A 24,445-nucleotide genomic window follows, 5' to 3' on the forward strand; every position below is an offset into this window, starting at 1 on the left:
GACCGGTCACTCCCGCTTCGCGACCGTCACGGCGGCGGGCCTGAGCTGCCGTTCACCGTCCCCGTAGCCCGGACGCAGCACCTCGACGACCGTGCCGGGTGGGGCGTCGGGGTCGTGGACGACGCCGACCACCTCATGCCGGGCCGGGTCGAAGGCGACGCCGGTCTCCGCGTGACGCGGGTAGCCGAGCAGTTCGAGGACGTTCACCGCCTGGTCGCGGACCGCCCGGACACCCTCCACGATCGGGCCGGGGTCGGATCCCGTATGGGTCAGGGCGAGTTCGAGGTTGTCCAGGACGGGCAGGAATGCGGCGGCCGTGCGGGACCGCTCGGCCGTCCGCTCCCGCTCCCGTTCCCTGGCGTGGCGCTTGCGGAGGTTGTGGAGGTCGGCGAGCGCGCGCCGCCAGCGGTCCTCGAGTTCCTGGAACTCGGCCCTGTGCTCGTCCTCGGACGGTGCGGGGCCGCCAGCCGCGTCGGGGCCGGGCTCCTCGCCCGTGTCGGACCCCGGCCCGGCCGGCGGGCCCGAGCGGGGAAGATCCCCTCGGGGAGGGCCTACGGCGCCCTCCGGAGCCGGGTCGGCCGGGTCCGGCACGGCCGGGCCGGATTCCCTGGGGTGGATCGGCATGGCGGTTTCCTCAGTCCTTGTCGAACTCGGCGTCGATGACGTCGTCGTCACCGCCACCGCCGATCGGGCCGCCGCCGGTCGCACCGCCCCCGGTGGTGTCCTGGCCGGGACCGCCCGTGGTGGCGCCGCCCCGATGTGCCGACAGCCCTGACAGCACCTGCTGGAGTTCGGAGGTCAGGGGCCGCATCCGCTCCACGCCTGCCTCGTCCTTGACCGCCGCCCGGGCATCCGACACCAGCATCTCGGCGCGTGCCTTCTCGTGCGCGGGTGCGGCGTCGCCCAGCTCGGCGAGGCGCTTGTCGACCTGGTACGCGACGGCGTCGAGCTCGTTGCGGGCGTCGACGGCCTCGCGCAGGGCCTGGTCCTGGCCCTGGTTGCGCTCGGCCTCCTGGACCATGCGTTCGACCTCGCCGCGGTCGAGGTTGGAGCTCTCGGTGATGGTGATGCCCTGTTCCTTGCCGGTGTCCCGGTCTCGGGCCTTGACGTTGAGAATGCCGTTGGCGTCGATGTCGAAGGTGACCTCGATCTGTGGCTCATCGCGCGGCGCCGGGCGTATGTCGGTGAGCTGGAAGCGGCCGAGCACCCGGTTGTCGGCGGCCCGTTCGCGCTCGCCCTGGAGGACGACGATGTCGACGGCGGGCTGGTTGTCCTCGGCGGTGGAGAAGGTCTCGGTGCGGCGCACAGGGATGGTGGTGTTCCGCTCGATGATCTTCGTCATCACGCCGCCGCGTGTCTCGACACCCAGCGACAGGGGCGTGACATCGAGCAGCAGGACGTCCTTGACTTCGCCCTTGAGCACGCCGGCCTGGATCGCGGCGCCCAGGGCCACGACCTCGTCGGGGTTGACGCTCATGTTGGGTTCCTTGCCGCCGGTCCGCCGGCGCACGAGGGCCTGGACGGCGGGGATGCGGGTGGAACCGCCGACGAGGATGACCTCGTCGATGTCGCTCTCGCCGACCTTGGCGTCGGCCATGGCCTGCTGGACCGGCCCCAGGCACCGCTCCACCAGGTCGCTGGTGATCTGATCGAACGTGGACCGCATGACCGAGTCGGTGAGGTGCTTGGGGCCCGAGGCATCGGCGGTGATGAACGGCAGGCTGACCTGCGTCTGCGTCACCGAACTCAGCTCGGTCTTGGCCTTCTCCGCCGCTTCGAACAGGCGTTGCAGCGCCTGCGGATCCTTGCGCAGATCGATGCCGTTCTCCTTCTGGAAGTCGTCCGCGAGGTAATCCACCAGACGCCGGTCGAAGTCGTCACCACCCAGGTGGCTGTCGCCCGCCGTGGAACGGACCTCCACCACGCCGTCGCCCACGTCGAGGATGCTCACATCGAACGTGCCGCCGCCGAGGTCGAAGACCAGCACCGTCTCGTGCTGCTTCTTGTCCATGCCGTACGCGAGGGCGGCCGCGGTCGGCTCGTTGATGATCCGCAGCACCTCCAGTCCCGCGATCCGCCCGGCGTCCTTGGTGGCGGTGCGCTGGGCGTCGTTGAAGTAGGCGGGCACGGTGATGACCGCCTCCGTGACCCGTTCCCCGAGTTGCTTGGAGGCGTCGTCGGCGAGTTTGCGCAGCACCTGGGCACTGATCTCCTCAGGCGCGTAGAGCTTGTCGCGCACCTTGAAGCGGGCGACGCCGCCCGGGCCCTCGACGACGTCGTACGCCACCGCTCTGGCCTCGTCCGGAATCTCGTCGAAGTGCCGGCCGATGAACCGCTTGGCCGAGTAGATGGTGCCCTTGGGGTTGAGGATCGCCTGGCGCCGGGCCAGCTGGCCCACCAGCCGTTCCCCGGTGTCGGTGAAGGCCACCACGGACGGTGTCGTACGGTTTCCCTCGTTGTTGGGCACGACGGAAGGTTCGCCGCCCTCCCACACGGCGATCACCGAGTTCGTGGTGCCCAGGTCGATGCCCACTGCCTTGGCCATGAGGAACTCCTCCCGGTGCGGCGGATACGCCGCGACTGCGGATGCGATCGTTCATGTGTGGGCGGGACGTCCGCCGGCGCCGGTGGTCTGCAGCCGGCCGAGCAGTCGTACGGCCTCGTCCGCGACCGCGTCGTCCACGACGACGTCGTACCGGCTGGGCTCCGAGCAGGGCGGAGACGAGCGGGCCCGCTCGACGAGGCGGACGTAGGTGGTCGACAGCGCGTTCGGCTTCCTGGTACGTCTCGTACGTGGCAACGGCCTACGGGGCTGCTCGCTCATCGCCCAGTCCTTCCAGCCGCTGTACACGACGGCCCCCGGCACGCCTCCAGACTCGCGAACCGAGCAGCTCTACGCCTGCACCCGGCAGGTCAAAGAACGACGGAGCCCGTCCCCCCACGAGCACGAGACGAAGATTTCGGCCATATCGGGTACGTTGGTCGGGGGCGCGAGATCCTGCGCCTGGCCATGGACCACGTGTCGGCCGTCGGCCCGTACCGAGCCGAGGCCGGATACGTCAGGGGGCACGGCCCGCTGGTCCCCAGCCCGTGGGTCGGGCCGGGGCATGCGTCAGCCGTCGACCGGGCGGTGCGAGAGCTGACGGGGCGGGACGGCCCCGTCACCGTTCCCGCTCGTACGCCTCACCGCCGCGGCCCTGTCGGGCGCCGTCGCGCACCGCCGCCAGCGGGGAGACGAGACCCTCGCCGAGGTCGCGGCCCCGGGCGGCGGCGAGGAGGTCATCCCCGGCGCGATCCCCGGAACGACGCCGACGAGTACACCGCGTTCGCACTGGAGCACGCCGCCACGTCACTCGCCCCGGAACTGTCGCACCTGCGCCATCTCGCGGAGGTGGGGTTGCGACTGCGTCGCGAACCGGTCGACGACCAGTACGTGGTCGTCGTGCGGTGGAGGAGCCGGGCCGCGGACGACGCCTTCGCGCGGACCGCGGGCCGGGCGGCTTCGGCCGCGGGCATGCCGTCGCCGGTGACTCGGCATTCCGACCACGTGGTCCTGGTCGCCGAGGGCAGGCCCCACGACCACGCCTTGTACGAGACGCTCGCCCGGGAGACCGGCACACCTGACGGGACGACTGTGGCAACTAGAAAGGCCCGTCACAGCGGGTCAGCGGCGCACCCGCGGCATGCCCAGGCCGATCCAGGAGATGATCTCCCGCTGGATCTCGTTGTTGCCGCCGCCGAAGGTGAAGACGACGCTGCTGCGGTAGCCGCGCTCCAGTTCGCCGTGGAGGACCGCGCCCGCCGAGCCCTCCTTGAGCGGGCCCGCGGCGCCGACGACCTCCATGAGCCAGGCATAGGCGTCGCGGCGCGCCTCGGAGCCGTAGACCTTGACGGCGGAGGCGTCCTGCGGGGTCAGGGTGTCGCGCTGGAGGGCGTCCACCATCTGCCAGTTGAGCAGCTTCATGGCGTCCAGCCGGGCGTGGGTACGGGCCAGCCGGGCGCGCACCCAGGCCAGGTCGATGACCCGGCGGCCGTCCGGGAGCTTGGTGTCGGCGGCCCACTGCCGGACGCCGCGCAGGGCCCGGATGGCCATGGTGCCGTGGGCGGCGAGGGTGACGCGTTCGTAGTTGAGCTGGGTGGTGATCATCCGCCAGCCCTCGTTCTCGGCGCCGACGCGGCGGGCGGCCGGGACGCGGATGTTCTCGTAGTAGCTGGCGGTGGTGTCGTGGGAGGCGAGGGTGGTGATGACGGTGCAGGAGTAGCCGGGGTCGGTGGTCGGTACGAGCAGGATGCTGATGCCGTGGTGGGGCTTGGCGCCGGGGTCGGTGCGGACGGCGAGCCAGACCCAGTCGGCGGTGTCGCCGTTGGTGGTCCAGGTCTTCTGGCCGTTCACCACGTAGTCGTCGCCGTCGCGCACGGCGCGGGTCCTGAGGGCGGCGAGGTCGGTTCCGGCGTCGGGTTCGCTGTAGCCGATCGCGAAGTCGATCTCGCCGGAGAGGATGCGCGGCAGGAAGTACCGCTTCTGCTCGTCGGTGCCGTAGCGCATGAGCGTGGGCCCGACCGTGTTGAGGGCCATGAGCGGCAGCGGTACGCCCGCCTGGGCGGCCTCGTCGAAGAAGATGAACTGTTCGACCGGGCCCAGCCCCCGCCCGCCGTACTCCCGGGGCCAGCCCACGCCCAGCCAGCCGTCGGCGCCGAGGCGGCGGATGGTCTCGCGGTAGAACCGCTTCTGCCCGGCGGGGTCGGCGTAGCGGGCGTACGCGTCGTCGGGGACCAGCTCGGCGAAGTAGGTGCGCAGCTCGGCTCGTAACTGCCGCTGCTCAGGGGTGTATTCGAGGTCCACGGCCCCTCCTGGAGTCTCGCGCGCGCCACGACGGCGCCTGGGAGCGTCCTGGGATCGAGGGGCACGGTAGAACGCGTTCCAAAAATTCGGAAGGGCCGTGGACCACCCGGCGGCTCAGCCCACCTCGTCCACCCGGGGCGCGCTGTCGTCGCTGCCGCGCCGTACGACCTGAACCGGCCGACCCGGGTGCCAGGTCCGCAGCACCAGATCGGGCCCCTCCACCGAGGTCCGCACGACCTCGGTCACCTCGGCGCGGAAGAGGTGGAAGGGCTCGGGCGGATGGACCTCTGCGGCGAAGCGGGCGAGCGAGTCCGGGTCGGTGACCTCGACGGCCCGGCCGCTGACCCGGACGTCGCCACCGGGGGTGCCGGTGTCGGGGCCCGGGTTGGCCTGGATCGAGAAGCGCTGGTCGCGGCGCAGGTCGACGGCCTTGCGCGAGTCGGGCATCATGCCGAGCCACAGTTCCCCGAAGCGGAAGTTGACCTCCAGGGGTGTCAGCCGCGGGGAGCCGTCCTGGCGCACGGTGGCGAGGACATGGGTGCGGTAGCGCGCGAAGCGCTCCTGCGTGGCCGTGGCGAAGGCGGGCTCCGCCGTCTGGAATCCGGCCCAGCTGGTGATCGGATGCGTCGTCATGGCGCCCATGCTCGCGGGATTACCCGACGCCTTCTGTCCGGATTTCCGTCCGGGCTCCCGGGATTGCAGGGACTCCCCCGCGCCGCGCGGGACGACTTGGCGCGCCTGGTGCGGCGGCAGGTAGGCGCTCCACTCCGTCCCCGGCAGCGGAAACCCGATCCAGGTGCGGGCGTACGACGGCGGCCGGGCGCCGCCGTCGCGCCGGACGAGCAGCGCGGTGGGCTCGTGCGCGGCCCGCCGCAGCAGCCCGGACACGGTGGTGGAGCGGTTGTTCCCGCTGGTCTGGGCGGAGCCGCAGCCCGCGTGGTAGGCGACGGGCAGGGCCCGGTCGCCGGCCACCAGACACGGCGGCCGCAGCCCCAGCCGCTTCAGCCCGTCGGCGGCGGTGCGGTAGCGCCCTGTGGTCTTCTCGGACACCGTCGCGGTGTGCGTGAGGACGGCGAGCTGGCTGCCCAGGTGGAGCAGGACGACGATCCCGAGCGCGGTGGCCATGTGGCGGGGCGAGCGCGCGACGCGTACGGCACGGAAGGCCAGCGCGGCGACGGGCAGGGCGAGCAGCCCGTAGGAGGGCATCAGGAAGCGCGGCGCGGAGTAGTCGATGAGCAGCAGGTAGGGGACGGCGAGGGAGGCCGCGCAGACGATGGGCAGCACGGTGACCGGCACACCGGGGTCCCGCTGTACGTACGGCGACCCGAGCCCGACGCGCACCCGGGTCCGCCGCTCGTGACGGTCCCGCAGGACGACGGTGACGGCGGCGAGGGTCAGCAGCGGCAGCGACAGCCACCACAGGGTCAGTTCCGGATGGCGCAGCGGCACCTCGCACGGGCGGCACAGCTGCGGCCCGTTGAGGCTGCGCAGCGCGGCGCCCACGGCGAAGTGGAGGCCCATGCCGCCCTCGACCTCGCTGGAGACGTCCAGCCGCCCGCCGATGCCGCCGAAGCGGTCGTACGCCTCGCCGATCCACTGCGCGGCGCCGAGCAGGAGCCCGCCCACCAGCGGGAGCAGGGCGGGCCGCCAGGCCCGCAGCCGGAGGGCGACGGCCAGCAGCGGAACGGCCAGCCAGCCGCCGTCGGGGGTGCGGACGAGTGTGACACCGGCGACGAGGGCGGCGAGCCACCAGCGGGCGCCCGGCTCGGCGGGCAGCCGCAGGAACCAGCCGACGGCGGCCACCGCGCCGAGCGCGACCCAGAGGTTGGGCATCACGGCGGGGCCGCTGATCGTGGTGATCCACAGCCCGGCGAAGAGCAGCGCGGCGAGCGCCACGGCGCCGCGTGGCAGCAACCTGTTCCACACGCGGAAGGCGGCGAAGAGCGCGCCCGCGGAAAGCACCGTGAGGAGGACCCGGAGCACCGTGATGGAGGACGTGGCGGCCACCACCGGGGAGACCAGCATGCTGATGCCACGGGAGCGCGGCGCGCTGAAGTACGCGGCCGGGGTGCGCGGGTCCACCTGGGAGACGTACACGGACTCGTCCCAGCCCAGCGCGTGTCCGACGTGCGGGACGACCACCGCGAGCTGGACCACCGCGTAGCCGACGGCGACCACCGCGAGCCACGGCGCGCGGCGCCGGTGGCGCGGCGGCCGGGGTGGTTGCGGGCGCGGGTGCGCGGTGGCGGCCGCCGGTGGGGCAGTGTTCTCCATGCGCGCACCATATGATGCCTATGTACCTTTTTCGTCTTATTAGGCCGTTCGGCTCAGCGCCCCAGGGGTGCCATGACCGCGCCGGATCCGTACGCTGTTGCAGCGGTGCACAGCTCCCACCCGGTGGAGGACGAACGCTCCCATGAAGATGCTCATCAATGTGGCCGAAACCGTGGTCGCCGACGCACTGCGCGGACTGGCCGCCTCCCATCCCGAACTGACGGTGGATGTCGAGAACCGGGTGATCGTCCGGCGGGACGCGCCGGTACCCGACAAGGTGGCCCTGGTCTCCGGCGGCGGCTCCGGCCACGAGCCGCTGCACGGCGGGTTCGTCGGTGCCGGCATGCTCGACGCGGCCTGCCCCGGCGAGGTCTTCACCTCCCCCGTGCCCGATCAGATGGTGCGCGCGGCGGCCGCCGTGGACAGCGGCAAGGGCGTGCTGTTCGTCGTCAAGAACTACACCGGCGACGTGCTCAACTTCGACATGGCGGCCGAACTGGCCGAGGACGAGGGCATCCAGGTCGCCAAGGTGCTCGTCGACGACGACGTGGCGGTGACCGACAGCACCCACACGGCGGGCCGGCGCGGCACCGGCGCGACGCTGTTCGTGGAGAAGATCGCCGGTGCCGCGGCCGAGGAGGGCGCGCCGCTGGAGCGGGTGGAGGCGATCGCCCGCCGGGTCAACGCGTCCTCGCGCAGCTTCGGCGTGGCGCTGGACCCCTGCACGACGCCCGCCAAGGGCGGCCCCACCTTCGATCTGCCCGCCGGGGAGCTGGAGTTGGGCGTGGGCATCCACGGCGAGCCGGGGCGGGAGCGGCGGGCCATGATGACCTCGCGCGAGATCGCCGACTACGCGGTGGACGCGGTGCTGGACGACCTGCGCCCGGACAGTCCGGTGCTCGTCCTGGTCAACGGAATGGGGGCGACCCCACAGCTGGAGCTGTACGGTTTCGCCGCCGAGGTGCACCGGGTGCTCGGCGAGCGCCGCGTGGCGGTGGCACGTACGCTCGTCGGCAACTACGTCACATCACTCGACATGGCGGGCGCCTCGGTCACGCTGTGCCAGGTCGACGAGGACCTGCTGCGGCTGTGGGACGCGCCCGTACGGACCGCCGGGCTGCGCTGGGGCTGCTGACCCGGACCGTTCCGCCCACTGGCCCGATACGTACGCTGTCGCCGTCGGTTACCGTCATGAGGAGGCGTCTGTGTCCAGCAGTGAATCCGCAGTCGAACACGCGCTCGACACCTCTTTCTTCCAACGCTGGCTCACCGCCGCGGCCGAGTCCGTGCACCGCGAGGCGACCCGGCTCACCGAGCTGGACTCCGCGATCGGCGATGCCGACCACGGCACCAACATGCAGCGCGGTTTCGCGGCCGTGACGGAGGCGCTGGAGAAGGAGCCGCCGGGGTCGCCCGGTGCCGCGCTCATCCTGGCCGGGCGCCAGCTGATCTCGAAGGTCGGCGGCGCCTCCGGGCCGCTGTACGGGACGCTGCTGCGGCGCGCGGGCAAGGCGCTGGGGGACGCGGCGGAGGTCACGCCCCAGCAGCTGGCGGACGCCCTGCGGGCCGGGGTGGACGCGGTGGCGCAGCTCGGCGGCGCCGCGCCGGGCGACAAGACCATGCTGGACGCGCTGCTCCCCGCGGTGGAGGCGCTGGGCGGCGACACCGTGTCGTTCACCGCGGCGGGCGAGGCCGCCGACAAGGGCGCGCTGGCCACCGTACCGATGCTCGCGCGCAAGGGCCGGGCGAGCTATCTGGGCGAGCGCAGCGTCGGCCACCAGGACCCCGGCGCCACCTCGTCCTCGCTGATCGTCGCGGCGCTGGCGGAGGCCGTCCGATGAGCGAGGAGAGTGGGGAGAAGCTGGTCGGGGTCGTGGTCGTGTCGCACAGCGGGGAGGTCGCCGAGTCGGTCGCCCGGATGGCCACCGCGCTGGCCGGCGGCGGCACCGCGCCCGTGCGCGCCGCGGGCGGCACCCCGGACGGCGGATTCGGCACCAGCGAGGAGCTGATACGCGACGCGGCGTACGCGGTCGACCAGGGCGCCGGGGTGGCCATACTGGTCGACCTCGGCAGCGCCGTACTGACCGTCAAAGCGCTGCTGGCCGAGGAGGACGAGCTGCCGGAGGGCTCCCGGCTGGTGGACGCGCCGCTCGTGGAGGGCGCGGTGGCGGCCGTGGTCACCGCGTCCACGGGCGCGGACGTGGACACGGTCGCCGGAGCCGCCGCGGAGGCGTACGACTACCGCAAGGTCTGAGCCGACGGCGCGAGCGGGCCCGGGCCCCCGGGCCCGTCCGCATGGGTGCGGCGCCCGCAGCGGGCGGCAGAAGTGTGTAGTCCCCGTACATATCCGAGCTGACATGCGCATTTCTACGGTGTGGCACACGAATCCGTCCCCGCACCCGCTCGGAAGTGGTAACCATGGCTCCTCCGACCAGCCCCGGATCGCTGCGCCGCGTCGTCGCGGCGAGCCTCATCGGCACCACCATCGAGTGGTACGACTTCTTCCTCTACGGGTCGGCCGCCGCGCTCGTCTTCAACAAGCTCTTCTTCCCCGACTCCGACCCGCTCGTCGGCACCCTGCTGTCGTTCCTGACGTACGCCGTCGGCTTCGCCGCCCGGCCGATCGGCGCCCTGGTGTTCGGGCACTACGGCGACCGGCTCGGCCGCAAGAAGCTGCTGATCCTGAGCCTGCTGCTGATGGGCGGGGCGACCTGTGCGATCGGCCTGCTGCCGACGCACGCCACCGTCGGCTCGGCCGCGCCCGTCCTGCTCACCGCGCTGCGGCTGGTGCAGGGCTTCGCGCTCGGCGGCGAATGGGGCGGCGCGGTGCTGCTGGTGTCCGAGCACGGGGACGCGCGACGGCGCGGATTCTGGGCGTCCTGGCCGCAGACCGGCGCCCCCGCCGGGCAGTTGCTGGCCACCGGGGTGCTGTCCGCGCTGACCGGGCTGCTCTCCGAGGCCGACTTCGAGTCCTGGGGGTGGCGGGTGCCGTTCCTGCTCTCCGGTGTGCTGGTGCTGGTCGGCTTGTGGATACGTCTCTCTGTCGATGAATCACCCGTCTTCAAGGCCGCGCTGGCCCAGGCCGAGGAGCGGAAGAACGCGGATGTGGCGGAGAAGATGCCGCTGGTGGCCGTCCTGCGCCACCACTGGCGGGACGTCCTGGTGGCGATGGGCGCCCGGATGGCCGAGAACATCAGCTACTACGTGATCACGGCCTTCGTCCTCGTCTACGCCACCTCCGACCATGTGGGCCTCGGCAAGCAGACCGCGCTGAACGCCGTGCTCATCGCCTCCGCCGTGCACTTCGCGACGATCCCGGCCTGGGGCGCGCTCTCGGACCGCATCGGCCGCCGTCCGGTCTATCTGCTGGGTGCCGTGGGCGTCGGCGCGTGGGCGTTCCCCTTCTTCGCCCTCATCGACACCGAGAGCTTCGGGGCGCTGCTCCTCGCGGTCACGGTCGGGCTGGTCTTCCACGGTGCGATGTACGCGCCCCAGGCGGCCTTCTTCTCGGAGATGTTCGCGACGCGGATGCGGTACTCGGGCGCCTCGATCGGCGCCCAGTTCTCCTCCGTCGCGGCCGGGGCGCCCGCCCCGCTGATCGCCACCGCGCTGCTCGCCGACTACGACAGCGCCACCCCGATCGCCCTGTACGTCATCGCGGCGGCGCTGCTCACGGTGGTGGCGGTGGGCGCGGCGAAGGAGACCCGCGAACGCGACCTGGCCGCCATCCGGCCGGGCGCCGACGACGTGCCGCGGGCGGCGGAGGCTTCCCGCTCGGCCTCGGCGTAAGTGTCTTGTCGATGAGGCCGGCTCAGCGCTCCACGGCCCCCGTCAGCCGGTGCAGCCGCAGCGCCAGCTGTATCTCCAGCGCCCGGGCCGGCGACTGCCAGTCGTCGCCGAGCAGCCGCCCCACCCGCTCCAGCCGCTGCGCCACCGTGTTCACATGCACATGCAGTTCGTCCTTGGTGCGCGCCGGGCTCATGCCGCCGGCGAAGTACGCGTCGAGCGTGCGGACCAGCCCGGTGCCGCGCCGCGCGTCGTACTCCACGACCGCCCCGATGGTGCGTGTGACGAAGTCCCGCACCCGGGTGCCGTCCGGGGCGCCGTCCCGGGTACCGGCCAGCAGCAGGCCGAGGAAGCCGAAGTCCTCGGCGGCGGCCCCCTCGCCGGCCCGGCCCAGCACCCGCAGGGCGGCCAGGCAGCGCCGGGCCTCGGCGTACGAGTCGGCGACCTCGGCGGGGCGGGCGGCGGGCGCGGCCACGGGTGCGGAGGCGCCGACGGTGACGGGCGCGTGCACGGCGGTGCCCAGCTGCCGTGCGGTGCGGCGGGCGACGGCGTCGGCGCTGTCGCCCTCGGCGAGCGGCAGCAGCAGCACCGTGCCGCCGTCGCGCGCCGCGGCCAGACCGTGCCGGGTGGCGGCCAGATGGGACGCGGCGGACCACAGGCGCTGCCGGTCGGCGGCGTCCTCGGCGGCGCCGGAACCGGGCGCCGAGCCCGGCGCGACGGCGGGTTCGGCCGCGGGCTCGGGGCCCGCCGCGACGCGGGGCGCGTCGATGCCCGCGGCGAGGACGACATGGGGCGCGTCCAGGTCCGCCCGGAGCCGCGCGGCACGCTCCCGCAGCAGCCGCGGCTCCCGGTCGGGCGCGTCGAGCAGATCGTCCAGCAGCTCGCCGCGCACCCGCTGTTCGGCCTCGCCCGCCGAGCGGCGGGCGAGCTGGAGCAGTGAGGTGACCATGGCGGCGCGCTCCAGGGTGCGCTGGTCCACGGGGTCGAGCCGAGGGTGGCCGTGCAGGACGAGCGCACCGAGGAGTTCGCCGCCCGCGGAGACGGCCGCGATCCAGTCCTCGCCGTGGCGTACGGCGCGGCCGTCGGCCCGCGACCGGTCGAGGGCGCCGGCGGGCACCTCGGCCGCCTCCAGGAACTCCACCGACCCGCTCAGCACCTCGGCCACGGCGGCGGCGACGTCCTGCACCCCGCCACCGCGCAGCACCAGCTCGTTGAGCCGGTCGTGGATCTCGGAGGCGCGCTCGATGACGCCGCTGCGATCCCGGATGATCTCGTTGGCGGCCTCCAGCTCGGCGAGCGCCGTCCGCGTCTCGGCGAGCAGATTGGCCGTGTCGATCGCGACGGCCGCGTGCGCGGCGAAGGAGGCGAGCAGGGCGATCTGTTCGCGTTCGAAGACGCGGACCCGGCGGTCGGCCGCGAACAGCACCCCGATGACACCGCTGCCGAGCAGCAGCGGCACACCGAGGATGGCGACCAGTCCCTCGTCGCTGACGCCCGCGTCGATGGTCCGGGTGTGCTGGAACCGGGGGTCGTCGAAGTAGCTTTCGGTCACATAGGGGCGCGCGGTCTGGGCGACGAGCCCGCCGAGCCCCTCCCCCATGCCGAGCCGCAGTTGCTGGAAGCGCGCCGAGACCGAACCGTCGGTGACCCTCATATAGGTGTCCCCGGCGGTCGGGTCGTTGAGCGTCAGATACGCGACCTCGGTCCCCAGGAGCGAACGGGCGCGCTGCACGATGGCCTGGAGGACCGCGTCCAGATCGCGCAGCCCCGCGAGGTCGTGGGCGGTCTCGAAGAGCGCGGACAGCTCGGCCTCGCGACGCCTGCGGCCCTCCAGTTCGCCGCGTACCCGCAGGGCGAGCAGCTTGGCGCGCTCCAAGGCGGCCAGCCGCTCGGCCGGGGCCCCCTCGGCACGCGCCCGCAGGCCGGGGCGCTCGTACGCCTCGGCGGGCGCGCCGCGCGCGAGCAGTTCCAGGTACGGGGTCTCCGGCTGATCGTCGGGCATGGGGGTACTCCCGCCGGGCGCGGCGGCACCGCCCGCTGCCCGGCCCCCGGCGCGGCCGGGCAGCGGGCCGTCCGGCCGGTCGTCGAGTGGGCCGTTCCGAGGGCCGTTCAGTGGGCCGTCCATCCGCCGTCCATGGTGAGCGAGGCACCGGTGATGAACGAGGCGTGCGGACCGCACAGATACGCCACGGCCTCCGCCACCTCCTCCGGCTCGACGAGCCGTTTGACCGCCGCGTCCGCGAGCAGCACCTCGGAGACGACGCGCTCCTGGGAGATTCCGTGCGCCGTGGCCTGGTCGGCGATCTGACGCTCGACCAGTGGGGTGCGCACATAACCGGGGTTGACACAGTTGGACGTCACGCCGTGGGGCGCGCCCTCCAGGGCGGCGACCTTGGAGAGCCCCTCCAGCCCGTGTTTGGCGGCCACATACGCGGACTTGTACGCGGAGGCGCGCAGCCCGTGCACGGAGGAGATGTTCACGATCCGCCCCCAGCCCCGCTCGTACATCCCCGGCAGCGCGCCGCGCACCAGCCGGAACGGGGCCTCCAGCATCACCGTGAGCACCCGGGAGAAGACCTCCGGCGGAAAGTCCTCGATCGGGCGGACGAGCTGGAGCCCGGCGTTGTTGACCAGGATGTCGGCGCCCTCGGCGGCCCGCTCGGCCGCGTCGAGGTCGGTCAGGTCCAGGGCGTACGGCTCGACGGTGCCGGGCGCGTGGCGGTGAGTGGCGGAGGCGGCCAGCTCGGCCAGGCCCTCGGCGTCCAGATCGACTGCCCGTACCCGCGCCCCGGCGGCCGCCAGCCGCAGGCTGCACGCCCGCCCGATGCCCCCGGCGGCGCCGGTGACGACTGCGGTACGGCCGGCGAGACCGGCGTCGGCGGGCCGGGGGGCGGAGCCCGGAGTGTGGCCGGGCAGGGGGGACGCGCTCATGAGCGGCAGACTAGGCGGCGGCCCGGGCCGCACCGATGGGGGCGCGGCACACTCTTCACTCCCCCGGGATGGGTTCGAACCACGTCGGCCCCTCGGCGAGCGCCTGCTTGATCCGGATGAGCGAGAAATCCTCCAGCTCCGGCAGCGCGTCGAGCGGGAACCAGCCCACGTCCAGCGACTCGTCGTCGTTCACCCGCGCCTCGCCGCCCACCGCGCGGCAGCGGAAGCAGACGTCCATGAACTGGCACTGGTCGTCGTTGGGGTACGTCACCGGCGCCAGGGTCCGTACGAGCACGATGCGCTCCGGAACGCACCGCACCGCGGTCTCCTCGAACACCTCGCGCACCACCGCCGTGGCGGGCTGCTCGCCCGGTTCGGGGATGCCGCAGATGATCACCCAGCGGCCGTTGTCGGCGCGACGGCCCAGCAGCACTCTGTCCTGTTCGTCGAAGACGACGGCGCTCACGCCCGGCAGATAGAGGAGTTGATGGCCGATGGAGGCCCGCAGGCCGCGGATGAAGTCGGGGGTCGCCATGCGCTGAGCGTATCCGCCGGTCCCGCGCCCGCGCCGGTGGCCCGCACCGGACGCCCGTTCTGCGCGCTCGGTGTGCGTTTCACCACGGACACATCGTTTCTGCGCAACATATACACATACCTCATGCCAAGCGCTACCGTTCCGGGTGCATGGCTCGCGACGCGACTTCCGGTCGCCGCGCGATGCCCGTCACGACGGGGGGTCGACGGGATGACGTCATCAGCGCTGGGATCTGTCGTGCAGGATCACGACCAGAACCACGACAGCGAACACCGGAGCCAGGCCCTGGGCAGTGTGCCCGACATCGCGGGCGTGGCGATTCTCGCTTCCTGCGCCCTCTGGGCGCTCATCTGCGCCATGGGGCGCACCGCGCGCCCCGAGGGGGTGCTGCTCGCCGTATTGGCCGTGGCCGCCGGGTACGCCTGCGGCCGCATCGCCGGGTCGCTCCTGCCGGTCGCGTGCGCGGCCGCCGCCGCGGTCGCGGGGCTCGGTCTGGCCGTGGCCACCCGCCCCGGCCCGACCGGCCACCAGGGGCTGGACGCGGCCCAGTTCACCCTGGCCACCGGCGCGGCCTGCTGCGCCGCGTGGGCCGCCGGGCGGACCGCGCTCCGGCCGGCCCTGTGGCTGCTGGCCGTGACGATCACGCTGACCGCCGTGGTGAGCGGCCCACCGGCGGGCTGGGCCGCGAGCGGAGCGGTCCTGCTGTGCTCCCTGGCCGCCGCCCGGCCGCGGCGGCGGCTCGCGGGACTGGCCGCGCTCGGGCTCGTCGCCGCGGTCGCCGTCGGCGGATGCTGGGCGGTCGCGGCGGGCGCGGTGCCGGGTGGGCTGCCGATATCGCTACGGTCCCACCTCACCGAGCACCGGATCCGCATGTGGCAGGACGCGGCCCACCTCGCCCGGGCGAACCCGGTGCTCGGCGCCGGGCCCGACCTCTTCGCCGAGCTGAGCCCGGCGGCCGCGCAGGCCCCCGCCCCGGAGACCACGCCGCACTCCGCCCCGCTGCAGCAGGCCGCCGGACAGGGACTGCCGGGGGTGGCGCTCCTGGGCACCGCCTTCGTCTGGATGCTGTACGCGCTGTGGCGCTCACCCCGGTCCACACCGGTCGTCCTGACAGCGGCGGCCGCGCTGACGGCCCTGGCCGTCGAGGCGTCGCTGGGCAACGCGCTCAGCTTTCCGCAGGTGACGGCCGGAGCGGGACTCCTGGCGGGCCTGGCCACGGCCCGCCCCCTGGAAGACCCCACGGCCCCGGCCCAAACCGTGCCCTGACACCCCGGGGCGAGCCGCCCCCGGCCCACCCGACCCGAGGCCGGACCACCGCATCCCGCCGTGCCGGACCGGCGCCCACCCGCGGGCGCGAGCCCCGGGGCCGCCCGCCCCGGGGCGCCACGGTCCCCCGCGACCGGGCAACGCCGCAGGGCACGCCACCCCGCCGCCCGGCCCGGGCCACCGGGCCCAGCGGGTGCCGGCCGGCGCAGGCCGCGGCTCGCCGTACCGGACCCGGAACCCACCGGCCTCCGCACGACGCGGCCACCTCAGGCCGCCGGGCGAAGCCCGGCGCGAGCCCAGGAGGGGCGCCCGGCCCACCGCTCCGGTGGTGCGGCCGCACCACCGCGCGGAGCCGCAGCCGGGAGGCGGGGTGCCCCCGGTACGGCAACGAGCGGGCCGGGGAAACCGGGCAGCCGCAGGCCGCCGGGCGAAGCCACGGCGAGAGCCCCCAGGGGGCGGCGTGCCGCCGCATCCGCACGACCGACCGGAGCCACGGCGGTCGGGCGAGCCGCAGCGCGAGCCCAGCGGGGCACCCCGCCCACCGACGCGGCACGTGACGGCACCAACCAGCCCACACCACACCGGGGCCCGGGGTGCCCCCGCTTCGGCAAGGAGCGGGGCCGGGGAGAAAACCACCCCCGACGCGGCACGTGGCCCCACCAACCAGCCCGCCCCACCGGAGCCCGGGGTGCCCCCGGTTCGGCAAGGAGCGGGACCGGGGAGAAAACCACCCCCGACACGGCACACGGCCCCACCAACCAGCCCACCCCCCCCCGGGGCCCGGGGTGCCCCCGGTTCGGGAAGGGGCGGGGCGGGGAGAGAACCCCGCTACACCTGGGACGTCCGCGTCGCGATGAGCCGGAGCCGGTCGCGGATGACCCGGACCGCCGCCTCCGCGTCGTCCACCGTCACCGTGAAGATACGGCCGTCTCCCAGCCGCAGCACCAGCCCCTCACCGCGCCGCACCACCACCGCTGTGCCCTTGTCGGGGCGCCACCGGTAGCCCCAGCCACCCCACTGGCAGGGGGTGACGCGGGGGGCGACGTCGGCGTGGACCACGTCGCTGAGGGGGATGCGGCGGCGAGGCAGACCCATGTGGCCGCAGCGGACCTCCAGGCAGTCCTCGTCGACCCGCACCGCCACATGGACGAAGGCGAGGGTGCCGAAAAGCATCAGCAGTCCGGCGGCGAGGCAGCCGATGACCGACATCAGGAGCGGGGCGATTCCGGTGGTCCAGGGGGAGGCGACGGCGAGGTCGATGCCGAGCGCCACGCACGCGGCGCCCACGGCCGCCAGCAACCACTGCACACGGTTGTGGGCATGACCGGTCCAGACCGCGGGCGCGCCCTGCCCCGGGGTCTGCTTGCCGTGGTGGTCGGGGTCCTCGGCATGGGGCCTCATGACTGGCAGGGTACTCACGTTCCGCTACCACGGCAGCCGACGGCGGCGTTTTGCCCGGTGGGAGCGGTTCGGCGTCAGCCGCGCGCCGGGGTGGCGGGGGCCAGCAGACCGCCCTCGGCGTAGGCGAGCGCCCCTTCCGGAAGCGTGGCCTCGCGGCCGCTGAGGATGACCGTGAGCGTGCCGCGGGCGGACGCGACCGCGGCGGGCGGCAGGAAGGGGTCGGCGCCGATCCGCCGCAGCGCCTGCGCGGCGACGGCACCGGCCGATCCGTGGAGGGCGATGGGCGGCGCACCGGCGGGCTGGACGGCGGCCCGGATGCGTTCGGCGACCAGCTCGTAGTGGGTGCAGCCGAGGACGACGGCCCGGACGTCGTCCGGGGTACGGGCCGCCGCGGCGGCCACCGCGGCGTCGATCGCCGCATCGTCGACGTGCTGGACGGCGTCGGCGAGACCGGGGCACGCCACGGCCGTCACGCCCACGCCGTCCGCGAAGTCGCTGATCAGCGCGCGCTGGTACGGACTGCCGGTGGTGGCGGGCGTGGCCCAGATCGCGATGGGCCCGCCGCCGGCCGCCGCGGGCTTGATCGCGGGCACGGTCCCGATGACCGGCAGACCGGGCTCCAGCTCGGCCCGCAGCGCGGGCAGGGCGTGCACGGAGGCGGTGTTGCAGGCGACGATCAGCGCATCGGGCCGGTGTGCGGCGGCGGCGCGGGCGCAAGCCAGGGCGCGCTCGGTGACGTCCTCGGAAGTGCGCGGCCCCCACGGCATGCCGTCGGGGTCGGAGGAGAGGATGAGATCGGCGTCGGGCCGAAGGCGGTGCATCGCGGCCGCGGTGGGCAGCAGGCCGAATCCGGAGTCCATTAGCGCGATCTTCACCCCGTCACTTTAATGGATCGGCCCCGAGTCCCCGGCACTAGGGCGCCGGTTCGGGCAGACTGCGGCGGGTGAGCGCGCTGACGTGGATCGCCGCCGGGTCCCTGGCCGCATGGCTGTGGCTGCTGCTGGGCCAGGGGTTCTTCTGGCGTACGGACGTCCGACTCCCCTCGACCCCGGCCGGTGAGCCCCCGCCTCCGGCCGGTGAGGAGCCCGGCGACTGGCCCTCGGTGGCCATCGTGGTGCCCGCCCGGGACGAGGCCGCCGTCCTTCCGGCGAGCCTGCCGTCGCTGCTCGCCCAGGACTATCCGGGACCGGCCGAGGTCTTCCTGATCGACGACGGCAGCTCCGACGGCACCGGAAAGCTGGCCCGCGAACTCGCCGACACCCACGGCGGGCTGCCGCTGACCGTCGGGGCGCCGGGCGAACCGGACCCCGGCTGGACGGGGAAGCTGTGGGCGGTGCGGCACGGCATCGCGCTCGCAAGGAGCGCCTACGAGGCCGACTTCCTGCTGCTCACGGACGCCGACATCGCCCATGAACCGGACTCGCTGCGGGAGTTGGTACGGGCCGCCCGGGCCCACGGCCTCGACCTGGTGTCGCAGATGGCGCGGCTGCGGGTGGCGACCGGCTGGGAGCGGCTGATCGTCCCGGCGTTCGTGTACTTCTTCGCCCAGCTGTACCCGTTCCGCTGGGTCAACCGGCGCCGGGGCCGCTGGGCGGCCGCCGCGGGCGGCTGCGTCCTGCTGCGCCGGGAGGCGGCCGAGCGGGCCGGGGTCCCGGAGGCCGTCCGGCAGGCGGTCATCGACGATGTGGCGCTCGCCCGGGCGGTCAAGCGCTCCGGCGGGGCGATCTGGCTCGGCCTCGCCGACCGGGTCGACAGCGTACGGCCGTATCCCGGGCTCGGGGAGCTGTGGCGGATGGTCTCGCGCAGCGCGTACGCCCAGCTGCGGCACAATCCGCTGCTGCTGATGGCGACGGTCGCGGGGCTCGCGGTGGTGTATCTCGCGCCGCCCGTCGCGCTGTGCGCCGGCGTGCTCGCCGGGCGCCCGGCGCCGCTCGCGGCGGGCGCCGCCGCGTGGGCGCTGATGGCCGCCACGTACGTCCCGATGCTGCGCTACTACCGCCAGACCCTCTGGCTGGCTCCGCTGCTGCCGCTGACGGCCCTCCTCTATCTGCTGATGACCGTCGACTCGGCGGTGCGGCACTGGAGGGGGCAGGGCGCGGCCTGGAAGGGGCGCACTTACGCCCGCCCCAGCGCCGCGCCCTGACGCGAGCGTGGCCGACATGGCCGAATTCTCACTTGCGGCCGGGAGTCCAGTTCATGCCCCAGCCGTAGGCGTAGTCGAGGGTGCGCTGCGGGCTGACGCCGCGGTCCGGCACCAGATAGCGGGCCTCGCGCTGGACGACCAGATCACCGCCGTTGTTGGTGATGAGCGCGAGCGCGCAGACCGTGGACGGGACGGTGCACTCGTCGAGGGAGAAGTCGACGGGCGCGCCGAACTGTGGCTGAAGTGTGACGGTGGCGTGCAGGTTCGCGAAGCTGCGTGCACCTTCATAGATGGTGACGAAGACGAGGATGCGGCGGAACGCGTCCTTGTGGTCGAGATTGACGGTCAGGTTTTCGCCAGACGACCGGGCACCGGTCCGGTCGTCGGCGTCGAGGTGGATGAACGGCGGCTGGTGCAGCGAGCCGAACGAGTTGCCGAGCGCCTGCACCACGCCCTTGCTGCCGTCGGCGAGTTCGAAGAGGGCGCCCAGGTCGAGGTCGAGGTCGCCGTGCATGGCCAGGGCCCTGCCGAGCTTCTGGCCCCAGCCCTGGAACTGCTTGTGCACCTGCCAGTTGAGGTTGACCCGCAGGGCGCCGGACGTGCCGCCCTGCTTGGTGAGCGAGACGGCGGGCGCGTCCTTGGTCAGCGTGACCTTGCTGAGGCTCACCGGAGCACCCGCACCCGCGGGCGGGGCGGCCGGTGCCGGGGGCGGCGGGAAAGGCGCGGGGGCCGCCGCGGACGGCGGCGGGAAGGCGGCGGCCGGAGGCCCCGACGGCGGGGCCGGGGGCGCGACGGGCGGCGCGGGAGGCGCGGCCGGGGGCGCGGGGACGGAGGCAGGAGCGGGCGCCTGCTGCGGTTCGTCGACGCTGATGCCGAAGTCCGTGGCGAGGCCCGCGAGCCCGCTGTCGTACCCCTGACCGACGGCGCGGAACTTCCACCCGCCCTGCCTGCGGTACAGCTCGCCGAGGACGAACGCGGTCTCCACGGAGGCGTCTTCGCTGTCGAAGCGGGCGATCTCGGCGCCGCCGGAAGCGTCGAGGACCCGGATGTGCAGACCGGGCACCCGGCCAAACGTTCCGCCATCCGCGGAGGCGGCGAGCACCACGGTCTCGACCTCGGGTTCCACCCGGCCCAGATCGACCGTGAGCGTGTCGGTCACGGTGTCACCGGCGGTCCTCTTGCCCTCGTGCCGTACGGCGCCCGAGGCGTGCACGGCCTGGTTGTAGAACACGAAGTCCGCGTCGGAGCGAACCTTTCCGGACATCAGCAGCAGCGCCGAGGCGTCCACGTCCGGCGCTCCGGGACCGGCGCGCCAGCCGAGTTCGACCCGCACCGCCCCTGCCGTGACCTGGATGTTGCTGCCTTTGCGCATCGCCATGCGTCCCCCTGTCTTTCTGTTCGCTTCATCTTTGGACGGGCATGTGACCCTCTGAAAACGCGCCCTTTACAGGATCTCAACGTACCCTGACGACCGTTTTTCCCGGGTTCGATCCGATTGGGGGTCCACCACCGCTCCGAACACTGAAAACAACCGACCTACCGGGCTCCCCAATCAGCACATGGTGGGCTTAACTTATGGTCTATGACCTCCCCCCGCAGCACCTACGGCGGCGGCTACTACTCCTCGCCGTCCTTCCCGGACACCCCCATCTACGACAACCTCGTCGCCGAGCGGGGAACGCCTCAGATCGCACCCATCCGGGTGCCTTCCGCGTACGACAGCGGAAGTCACCTCCCGGCACTGCCCTCGGCGCTTCCCGCGCTCCCGGCCGCCTCGTCCCACCAGACCCCGCCGCCCGGCTATCAGCAGCAGGCGCCGCAGCAGGGCGGAATGCAGCCCGGTGGGATGCAGCAGGGCGGAATGCAGCCGGCGCCCTCCCCGTACATCCCGCCGCAGGCGGGCCCGCGCGGCTACCCGGGGGCGCAGCAGCCGCGTCCGGCGGCGCCGAGCGGGTACGAGGCGATGCGCCCGGCGATGCCGCGTCCCGCGGCGCCCCGCCCGGCGGCTCCGTCGCCGTCCCCGTACGACGACCCGTACGGCCGGCAGCAGCAGTACCCGGGGCGTCCCCAGCAGCCGGGGGGCGGCTACTGACCCCACCGCACACTCCGTGCACCCTTTCGCAGCACGGCCGGGGCCTGGTGTTCCGAGGCTCGGACCTCCGGGCCTCGGCTCGTGTTCACCCTGTGGCCCTCCGGCCTGTCGGACCCTGCTGGCAGGATGTTCGGCATGGTCAACCCAGAGCTGAGCGCCCTCCACGTCTATCCCGTCAAGTCCGTCGCGGGGTTGGCGCCCGGAGCCGCGGCCGTGGAGCCGTGGGGGCTGGTCGGTGACCGCAGATGGATGGTCGTCGAGCCGGACGGGCGCTATGTGACCCAGCGTCAGCAGCCGAGACTGGCGCTCGCCTCGGCCGAGCTGCTGCCGGACGGTGGTGTCCGGCTCAGCGCCGAGGGGCACAGACCGCTGCGTGTGGCGGCACCCGGGCCGGGGGACCCGTCGGTGCCGTCACCCGCCGTCTTCTCCGTGAAGCTGGCGCGGACGGAGGTCGAGGTGGTGTCGGCGGGAGCCGAGGCCGACGCCTGGTTCAGCGACTTCCTGGGCACCGAGGCGCGGCTGGTCCATCTCGACGATCCCGCGCGGCGGCGGCCCCTGACCCCGGAGTACGCGCACGGCGGGGAGACCGTCAGCCTCGCGGACGAGTTTCCGCTGCTGCTCACCACCACCGCGTCGCTGCACGCGCTCAACTCGCTCATCGCACAGGGTGACCACCCCGATGAGGGCCCCTTGCCGATGAATCGCTTCCGGCCGAACGTCGTCGTCGACGGCACCGCGCCGTGGGCCGAGGACGACTGGCGGCGGATAAGGATCGGCGAGGTCGTCTTCCGGGTGCCCAAGCCGTGCTCCCGCTGTGTCGTCACCACGACCGACCAGGGCACCGGCGAGCGCGGCAAGGAGCCGCTGCGAACCCTCGCGCGGCACCGGCGGGTGGGGGACACCCTGCTCTTCGGGCAGAACCTGGTGCCGGAGGGCACGGGCACGCTGCGGCTGGGCGACCCGGTCGAGATCCTGGAGTAGCCCCACGGCGCCACGACGCGGGCTCCACAGGGCGGTGGCGGGGCGCGCGGCGGCCCATACGGCCCCGGGCCAGGGGCCGTTCGGCCCGCCCCCTCACTGTCCGGTCCCGCGCTCCCTGATCCGTTCGGCGATCACCGCGGCCTGGATCCGCCGTCCGACGCCCAGCTTGGACAGGATCGCGGAGATCCGGTTCTTGACGGTCTTCTCGGCGAGGAACAGCCGCTCGGCGATCTGCCGGTTGGTCAGCCCGTCCCCGATCAGCTCCAGGATCTCCCGTTCGCGCGGGGACAGCCGCTCCAGCTCGTCGGGCGCGCTGGGCTGGGGTCCGCGGAGCCGGGCCATGACGCGGGCGGTCGCGCCCGGGTCGAGCATGGACCGGCCGCCCGCCACGGTGCGTACGGCGGACACCAGGTCGGAGCCGTTGATCTGCTTGAGCACATAGCCCGCGGCCCCCGCCATGATGGCGTCGAAGAGCGCCTCGTCGTCGTCGAAGGACGTGAGCATCAGGCAGGCCAGCCCCGGCAGCCGGGTGCGCAACTCCCGGCAGACCGCGATCCCTTCGTGGTCGGCGCTCTCCCCCGTCCCGCCCAGCCGTACGTCGAGCACCGCCACGCGGGGCCGTACGGCGGGGGCGCGGGCGATGGCCTCGCGGGCGCTCGCCGCCTCGCCGACGACCGTGAGATCGGGCTCCGCGTCGAGCAGGTCGCGCAGGCCCCGTCGCACCACCTCGTGGTCGTCGAGCAGGAAGACCCCGATGGGCTCGACGGGCGGGTCGACTCCCCCGGCATCGGCGGTGTCGGCTGTCTCGGGCACTGCCCTCTCCTCCGTAGCGCGCGGGGCGCCGGTCGTGATCCGGCTGCCCACTCTTACGTCCTGCCGCGGGAAGGGGTAAGGGGCCATTCGGCCCTCCGGCGCGCCTCTCCGCGATCAGCGGTGTGGACGACGACCCTACGCAGTCCGGCCCCGCCCGGCGGCGTCAGCGCGCGGTTCCCGGCCCGGTCGGGGGCCCGGTCAGGGGGACATGCCACCCGCGTACGGCCCGTACAGGTCCAGCAGCCGGGTGCGGGCGGCCTGGAGCCGGCGCCCGATCACCTGTGCGCAGGCCAGCGCGAGCGCGTAGCCCAGCGCCGGGTCCTCGTCGCACAGCCGGCGCACCGCCTCCGCGTCGAACTCGTACGCGCGCACCGGGCTGAGCGCCTCCGCCCCCAGGTGCCAGGTGTCCGGCGGGAACAGCCACGACCAGCCGATCAGCTCGCCGGGGCCCAGGGTCTCGATCACCGCGGCCCGGCGGCCCGGGACCCGCAGGTCGAGGGTGATCGCGCCGGTACGGATGATCCAGAAGCGGTCGGCCTTCCAGCCCTCCTCGAAGATGCGGCCGCCCGAGGGGAAGGACACATCGTGGGCGAGCGCCATCAGCCGCTCGCGGTGCTCGGTGTTCAGTGCGCCCAGGAGTCCCTTCATGGCCTCACTCTGCCGTCTCCTCCCCCGCCTCGCCCCTCGGCGGTGACCGTGCGTGCGATCGACCGCCGATCCGAAGCGATACGCCGATGAGCGCGTATCGACACTCCTTTAGTCATTTCCTATCGAGTTACCCAAATGACACGTCATTTATGGTCACGCCTCCCGATGGCACCCCACACCCCATACCCTCGGCTCCTTCATCGACCCTGATGTCGCCCGCCCTCGTCACCCGGGAGGCCCTGGTGCCAGCCGACTCTCTCCGTCGGTCCGCCAACCGAGCCGGAGCACACCTGGAACATCTTCTGCACCGCCGCTTCACCGCCGGGGAGCTGCCCCGGCTGCGCGTGCTCGTCGAGGAGTACGCCGCCTGGGCCGGGCTCAGCGAGACCCGCCGCGGTGACTTCGTCCTCGCCGTCGACGAGATCGCCAGCAACGCGATCGAACACGCGGGCGGGAAGGGCTCCCTGCTGCTGCGGCGGGTGGGCGACGAGCTGGAGTGCCGGATCAGCGACTCCGGACCCGGCTTCTCCGAGGACGTCATCCCGCAGATCCTGCCGGGGCTGGACGGCGCGACCAGCGGCCGCGGGCTGTGGCTGACCCGCCTGGTGACCGACCGGCTGGCGGTCAGCGCCGGGGCCATGGGCGCCGTCGTGACGCTCGCCATGCGGCTGCGCTAGGCCGTATGCGGCGGGCACGCCCCGATACCGCGTCATGACCACCGCTTCGGCGGGA

General features: G+C 73.6%; 22 protein-coding genes. 9 read left to right on the forward strand and 13 right to left on the reverse strand.

All coding sequences use genetic code 11. From position 1 onward, the window contains the following. Positions 1-6: 6 nt before the first annotated feature. The 5 genes from grpE to ACH4SI_RS35530 all read right to left on the reverse strand — a co-directional run bounded on the left by grpE (position 7) and on the right by ACH4SI_RS35530 (position 7,117). Positions 7-624 carry a nucleotide exchange factor GrpE gene (grpE, locus tag ACH4SI_RS35510; RefSeq protein WP_398303193.1) on the reverse strand — a complete coding sequence of 206 codons (618 nt, stop codon included), beginning with the start codon at positions 622-624 and terminating at the stop codon, positions 7-9. 10 nt (positions 625-634) lie between these two features. After that, the gene (gene dnaK / locus ACH4SI_RS35515; protein ID WP_398303195.1) at positions 635-2,545 is read right to left on the reverse strand and encodes a molecular chaperone DnaK; all 1,911 of its coding nucleotides are present in this window, start codon (positions 2,543-2,545) and stop codon (positions 635-637) included. Positions 2,546-2,596: 51 nt separating this feature from the next. Continuing rightward, a complete protein-coding gene (locus ACH4SI_RS35520) occupies positions 2,597-2,824 on the reverse strand; it encodes a hypothetical protein (RefSeq protein ID WP_398303197.1) in 228 nt (75 codons plus the stop codon). Between the two features lie 840 nt (positions 2,825-3,664). Next, positions 3,665-4,843 carry an acyl-CoA dehydrogenase family protein gene (locus ACH4SI_RS35525; protein WP_398303199.1) on the reverse strand — a complete coding sequence of 393 codons (1,179 nt, stop codon included), beginning with the start codon at positions 4,841-4,843 and terminating at the stop codon, positions 3,665-3,667. Between the two features lie 114 nt (positions 4,844-4,957). After that, a complete protein-coding gene (locus ACH4SI_RS35530; RefSeq protein WP_398303201.1) occupies positions 4,958-7,117 on the reverse strand; it encodes a pyridoxamine 5'-phosphate oxidase family protein in 2,160 nt (719 codons plus the stop codon). Between the two features lie 142 nt (positions 7,118-7,259). On the opposite strand from ACH4SI_RS35530, the gene dhaK reads away from it, so the two are divergent. The 4 genes from dhaK to ACH4SI_RS35550 all read left to right on the forward strand — a co-directional run bounded on the left by dhaK (position 7,260) and on the right by ACH4SI_RS35550 (position 10,906). Further along, entirely contained in the window at positions 7,260-8,252 is a 993-nt protein-coding gene (gene dhaK / locus ACH4SI_RS35535; protein ID WP_398303203.1) for a dihydroxyacetone kinase subunit DhaK, read from the forward strand. Positions 8,253-8,322: 70 nt separating this feature from the next. Then, the gene (gene dhaL / locus ACH4SI_RS35540) at positions 8,323-8,958 is read left to right on the forward strand and encodes a dihydroxyacetone kinase subunit DhaL (protein ID WP_398303205.1); all 636 of its coding nucleotides are present in this window, start codon (positions 8,323-8,325) and stop codon (positions 8,956-8,958) included. Further along, on the forward strand, positions 8,955-9,371 hold the full coding sequence (locus ACH4SI_RS35545) for a PTS-dependent dihydroxyacetone kinase phosphotransferase subunit DhaM (RefSeq protein ID WP_398303207.1): 417 nt from the start codon (positions 8,955-8,957) through the stop codon (positions 9,369-9,371). The genes dhaL and ACH4SI_RS35545 overlap by 4 nt, the downstream gene beginning before the upstream one ends. Before the next feature lie 164 nt (positions 9,372-9,535). Continuing rightward, positions 9,536-10,906 (forward strand): MFS transporter, encoded by a 1,371-nt coding sequence (locus ACH4SI_RS35550; protein WP_398303209.1) that lies wholly within the window; start codon positions 9,536-9,538, stop codon positions 10,904-10,906. A 22-nt stretch (positions 10,907-10,928) separates the two neighbouring features. Here ACH4SI_RS35550 and ACH4SI_RS35555 read toward each other — a convergent pair whose 3' ends face one another. From ACH4SI_RS35555 to ACH4SI_RS35565, 3 genes are all read right to left on the reverse strand, one after another. Continuing rightward, positions 10,929-12,905 (reverse strand): helix-turn-helix domain-containing protein, encoded by a 1,977-nt coding sequence (locus ACH4SI_RS35555; RefSeq protein WP_398303211.1) that lies wholly within the window; start codon positions 12,903-12,905, stop codon positions 10,929-10,931. A gap of 107 nt (positions 12,906-13,012) precedes the next feature. After that, positions 13,013-13,834: a 3-hydroxybutyrate dehydrogenase gene (locus tag ACH4SI_RS35560; protein ID WP_398303213.1), complete on the reverse strand. Its 822-nt coding sequence runs from the start codon at positions 13,832-13,834 to the stop codon at positions 13,013-13,015. A 55-nt stretch (positions 13,835-13,889) separates the two neighbouring features. Further along, positions 13,890-14,369, reverse strand: a complete 480-nt coding sequence (locus tag ACH4SI_RS35565; protein WP_398303215.1) for an NUDIX hydrolase — start codon at positions 14,367-14,369, stop codon at positions 13,890-13,892. Positions 14,370-14,606: 237 nt separating this feature from the next. Here ACH4SI_RS35565 and ACH4SI_RS35570 point away from each other — a divergent pair, with 237 nt between their 5' ends. Beyond that, on the forward strand, positions 14,607-15,635 hold the full coding sequence (locus ACH4SI_RS35570; RefSeq protein WP_398303217.1) for an O-antigen ligase family protein: 1,029 nt from the start codon (positions 14,607-14,609) through the stop codon (positions 15,633-15,635). Between the two features lie 828 nt (positions 15,636-16,463). Here the strand turns inward: ACH4SI_RS35570 and ACH4SI_RS35575 are convergent. Both ACH4SI_RS35575 and ACH4SI_RS35580 read right to left on the reverse strand, forming a co-directional pair. Continuing rightward, entirely contained in the window at positions 16,464-17,036 is a 573-nt protein-coding gene (locus ACH4SI_RS35575) for a hypothetical protein (protein ID WP_398303219.1), read from the reverse strand. 74 nt (positions 17,037-17,110) lie between these two features. Next, entirely contained in the window at positions 17,111-17,911 is an 801-nt protein-coding gene (locus tag ACH4SI_RS35580; RefSeq protein ID WP_398303221.1) for a glutamate racemase, read from the reverse strand. Positions 17,912-17,979: 68 nt separating this feature from the next. Here ACH4SI_RS35580 and ACH4SI_RS35585 point away from each other — a divergent pair, with 68 nt between their 5' ends. After that, positions 17,980-19,179, forward strand: a complete 1,200-nt coding sequence (locus ACH4SI_RS35585; protein WP_398303223.1) for a glycosyltransferase — start codon at positions 17,980-17,982, stop codon at positions 19,177-19,179. A gap of 28 nt (positions 19,180-19,207) precedes the next feature. Here the strand turns inward: ACH4SI_RS35585 and ACH4SI_RS35590 are convergent, their stop codons facing one another. Then, on the reverse strand, positions 19,208-20,551 hold the full coding sequence (locus tag ACH4SI_RS35590) for a TerD family protein (RefSeq protein ID WP_398303307.1): 1,344 nt from the start codon (positions 20,549-20,551) through the stop codon (positions 19,208-19,210). Positions 20,552-20,761: 210 nt separating this feature from the next. On the opposite strand from ACH4SI_RS35590, the gene ACH4SI_RS35595 reads away from it, so the two are divergent. Then, positions 20,762-21,271: a DUF6643 family protein gene (locus ACH4SI_RS35595; protein WP_398303225.1), complete on the forward strand. Its 510-nt coding sequence runs from the start codon at positions 20,762-20,764 to the stop codon at positions 21,269-21,271. A 135-nt stretch (positions 21,272-21,406) separates the two neighbouring features. Then, positions 21,407-22,252, forward strand: coding sequence for an MOSC domain-containing protein (locus tag ACH4SI_RS35600; protein WP_398303227.1), 846 nt, complete (start codon positions 21,407-21,409; stop codon positions 22,250-22,252). Positions 22,253-22,345: 93 nt separating this feature from the next. On the opposite strand, the gene ACH4SI_RS35605 is transcribed toward ACH4SI_RS35600, so the two are convergent. Next, complete coding sequence (locus ACH4SI_RS35605; protein WP_398303229.1) at positions 22,346-23,065, reverse strand: response regulator; 720 nt, start codon at positions 23,063-23,065, stop codon at positions 22,346-22,348. Positions 23,066-23,263: 198 nt separating this feature from the next. Further along, positions 23,264-23,713 carry a cyclic nucleotide-binding domain-containing protein gene (locus tag ACH4SI_RS35610; RefSeq protein WP_398303231.1) on the reverse strand — a complete coding sequence of 150 codons (450 nt, stop codon included), beginning with the start codon at positions 23,711-23,713 and terminating at the stop codon, positions 23,264-23,266. Between the two features lie 209 nt (positions 23,714-23,922). Between ACH4SI_RS35610 and ACH4SI_RS35615 the strand changes: the two genes are divergently transcribed. Further along, complete coding sequence (locus ACH4SI_RS35615; RefSeq protein WP_398303233.1) at positions 23,923-24,390, forward strand: ATP-binding protein; 468 nt, start codon at positions 23,923-23,925, stop codon at positions 24,388-24,390. Positions 24,391-24,445 lie beyond the last annotated feature (55 nt).

Origin of the sequence: Streptomyces sp. NPDC021212 (genome assembly GCF_044332925.1) — a bacterium.
Taxonomy (GTDB): Bacteria; Actinomycetota; Actinomycetes; order Streptomycetales; family Streptomycetaceae; genus Streptomyces.

Coding starts and splice junctions, on each gene's coding strand:
- grpE (WP_398303193.1), bottom strand. CDS start 624: ATGCCGATCCACCCCAGGGAATCCGGCCCGGCCGTGCCGGACCCGGCC.
- dnaK (WP_398303195.1), bottom strand. CDS start 2,545: ATGGCCAAGGCAGTGGGCATCGACCTGGGCACCACGAACTCGGTGATC.
- ACH4SI_RS35520 (WP_398303197.1), bottom strand. CDS start 2,824: ATGAGCGAGCAGCCCCGTAGGCCGTTGCCACGTACGAGACGTACCAGG.
- ACH4SI_RS35530 (WP_398303201.1), bottom strand. CDS start 7,117: ATGGAGAACACTGCCCCACCGGCGGCCGCCACCGCGCACCCGCGCCCG.
- dhaK (WP_398303203.1), top strand. CDS start 7,260: ATGAAGATGCTCATCAATGTGGCCGAAACCGTGGTCGCCGACGCACTG.
- ACH4SI_RS35545 (WP_398303207.1), top strand. CDS start 8,955: ATGAGCGAGGAGAGTGGGGAGAAGCTGGTCGGGGTCGTGGTCGTGTCG.
- ACH4SI_RS35550 (WP_398303209.1), top strand. CDS start 9,536: ATGGCTCCTCCGACCAGCCCCGGATCGCTGCGCCGCGTCGTCGCGGCG.
- ACH4SI_RS35555 (WP_398303211.1), bottom strand. CDS start 12,905: ATGCCCGACGATCAGCCGGAGACCCCGTACCTGGAACTGCTCGCGCGC.
- ACH4SI_RS35560 (WP_398303213.1), bottom strand. CDS start 13,834: ATGAGCGCGTCCCCCCTGCCCGGCCACACTCCGGGCTCCGCCCCCCGG.
- ACH4SI_RS35565 (WP_398303215.1), bottom strand. CDS start 14,369: ATGGCGACCCCCGACTTCATCCGCGGCCTGCGGGCCTCCATCGGCCAT.
- ACH4SI_RS35575 (WP_398303219.1), bottom strand. CDS start 17,036: ATGAGGCCCCATGCCGAGGACCCCGACCACCACGGCAAGCAGACCCCG.
- ACH4SI_RS35590 (WP_398303307.1), bottom strand. CDS start 20,551: ATGCGCAAAGGCAGCAACATCCAGGTCACGGCAGGGGCGGTGCGGGTC.
- ACH4SI_RS35595 (WP_398303225.1), top strand. CDS start 20,762: ATGACCTCCCCCCGCAGCACCTACGGCGGCGGCTACTACTCCTCGCCG.
- ACH4SI_RS35600 (WP_398303227.1), top strand. CDS start 21,407: ATGGTCAACCCAGAGCTGAGCGCCCTCCACGTCTATCCCGTCAAGTCC.
- ACH4SI_RS35610 (WP_398303231.1), bottom strand. CDS start 23,713: ATGAAGGGACTCCTGGGCGCACTGAACACCGAGCACCGCGAGCGGCTG.
- ACH4SI_RS35615 (WP_398303233.1), top strand. CDS start 23,923: ATGTCGCCCGCCCTCGTCACCCGGGAGGCCCTGGTGCCAGCCGACTCT.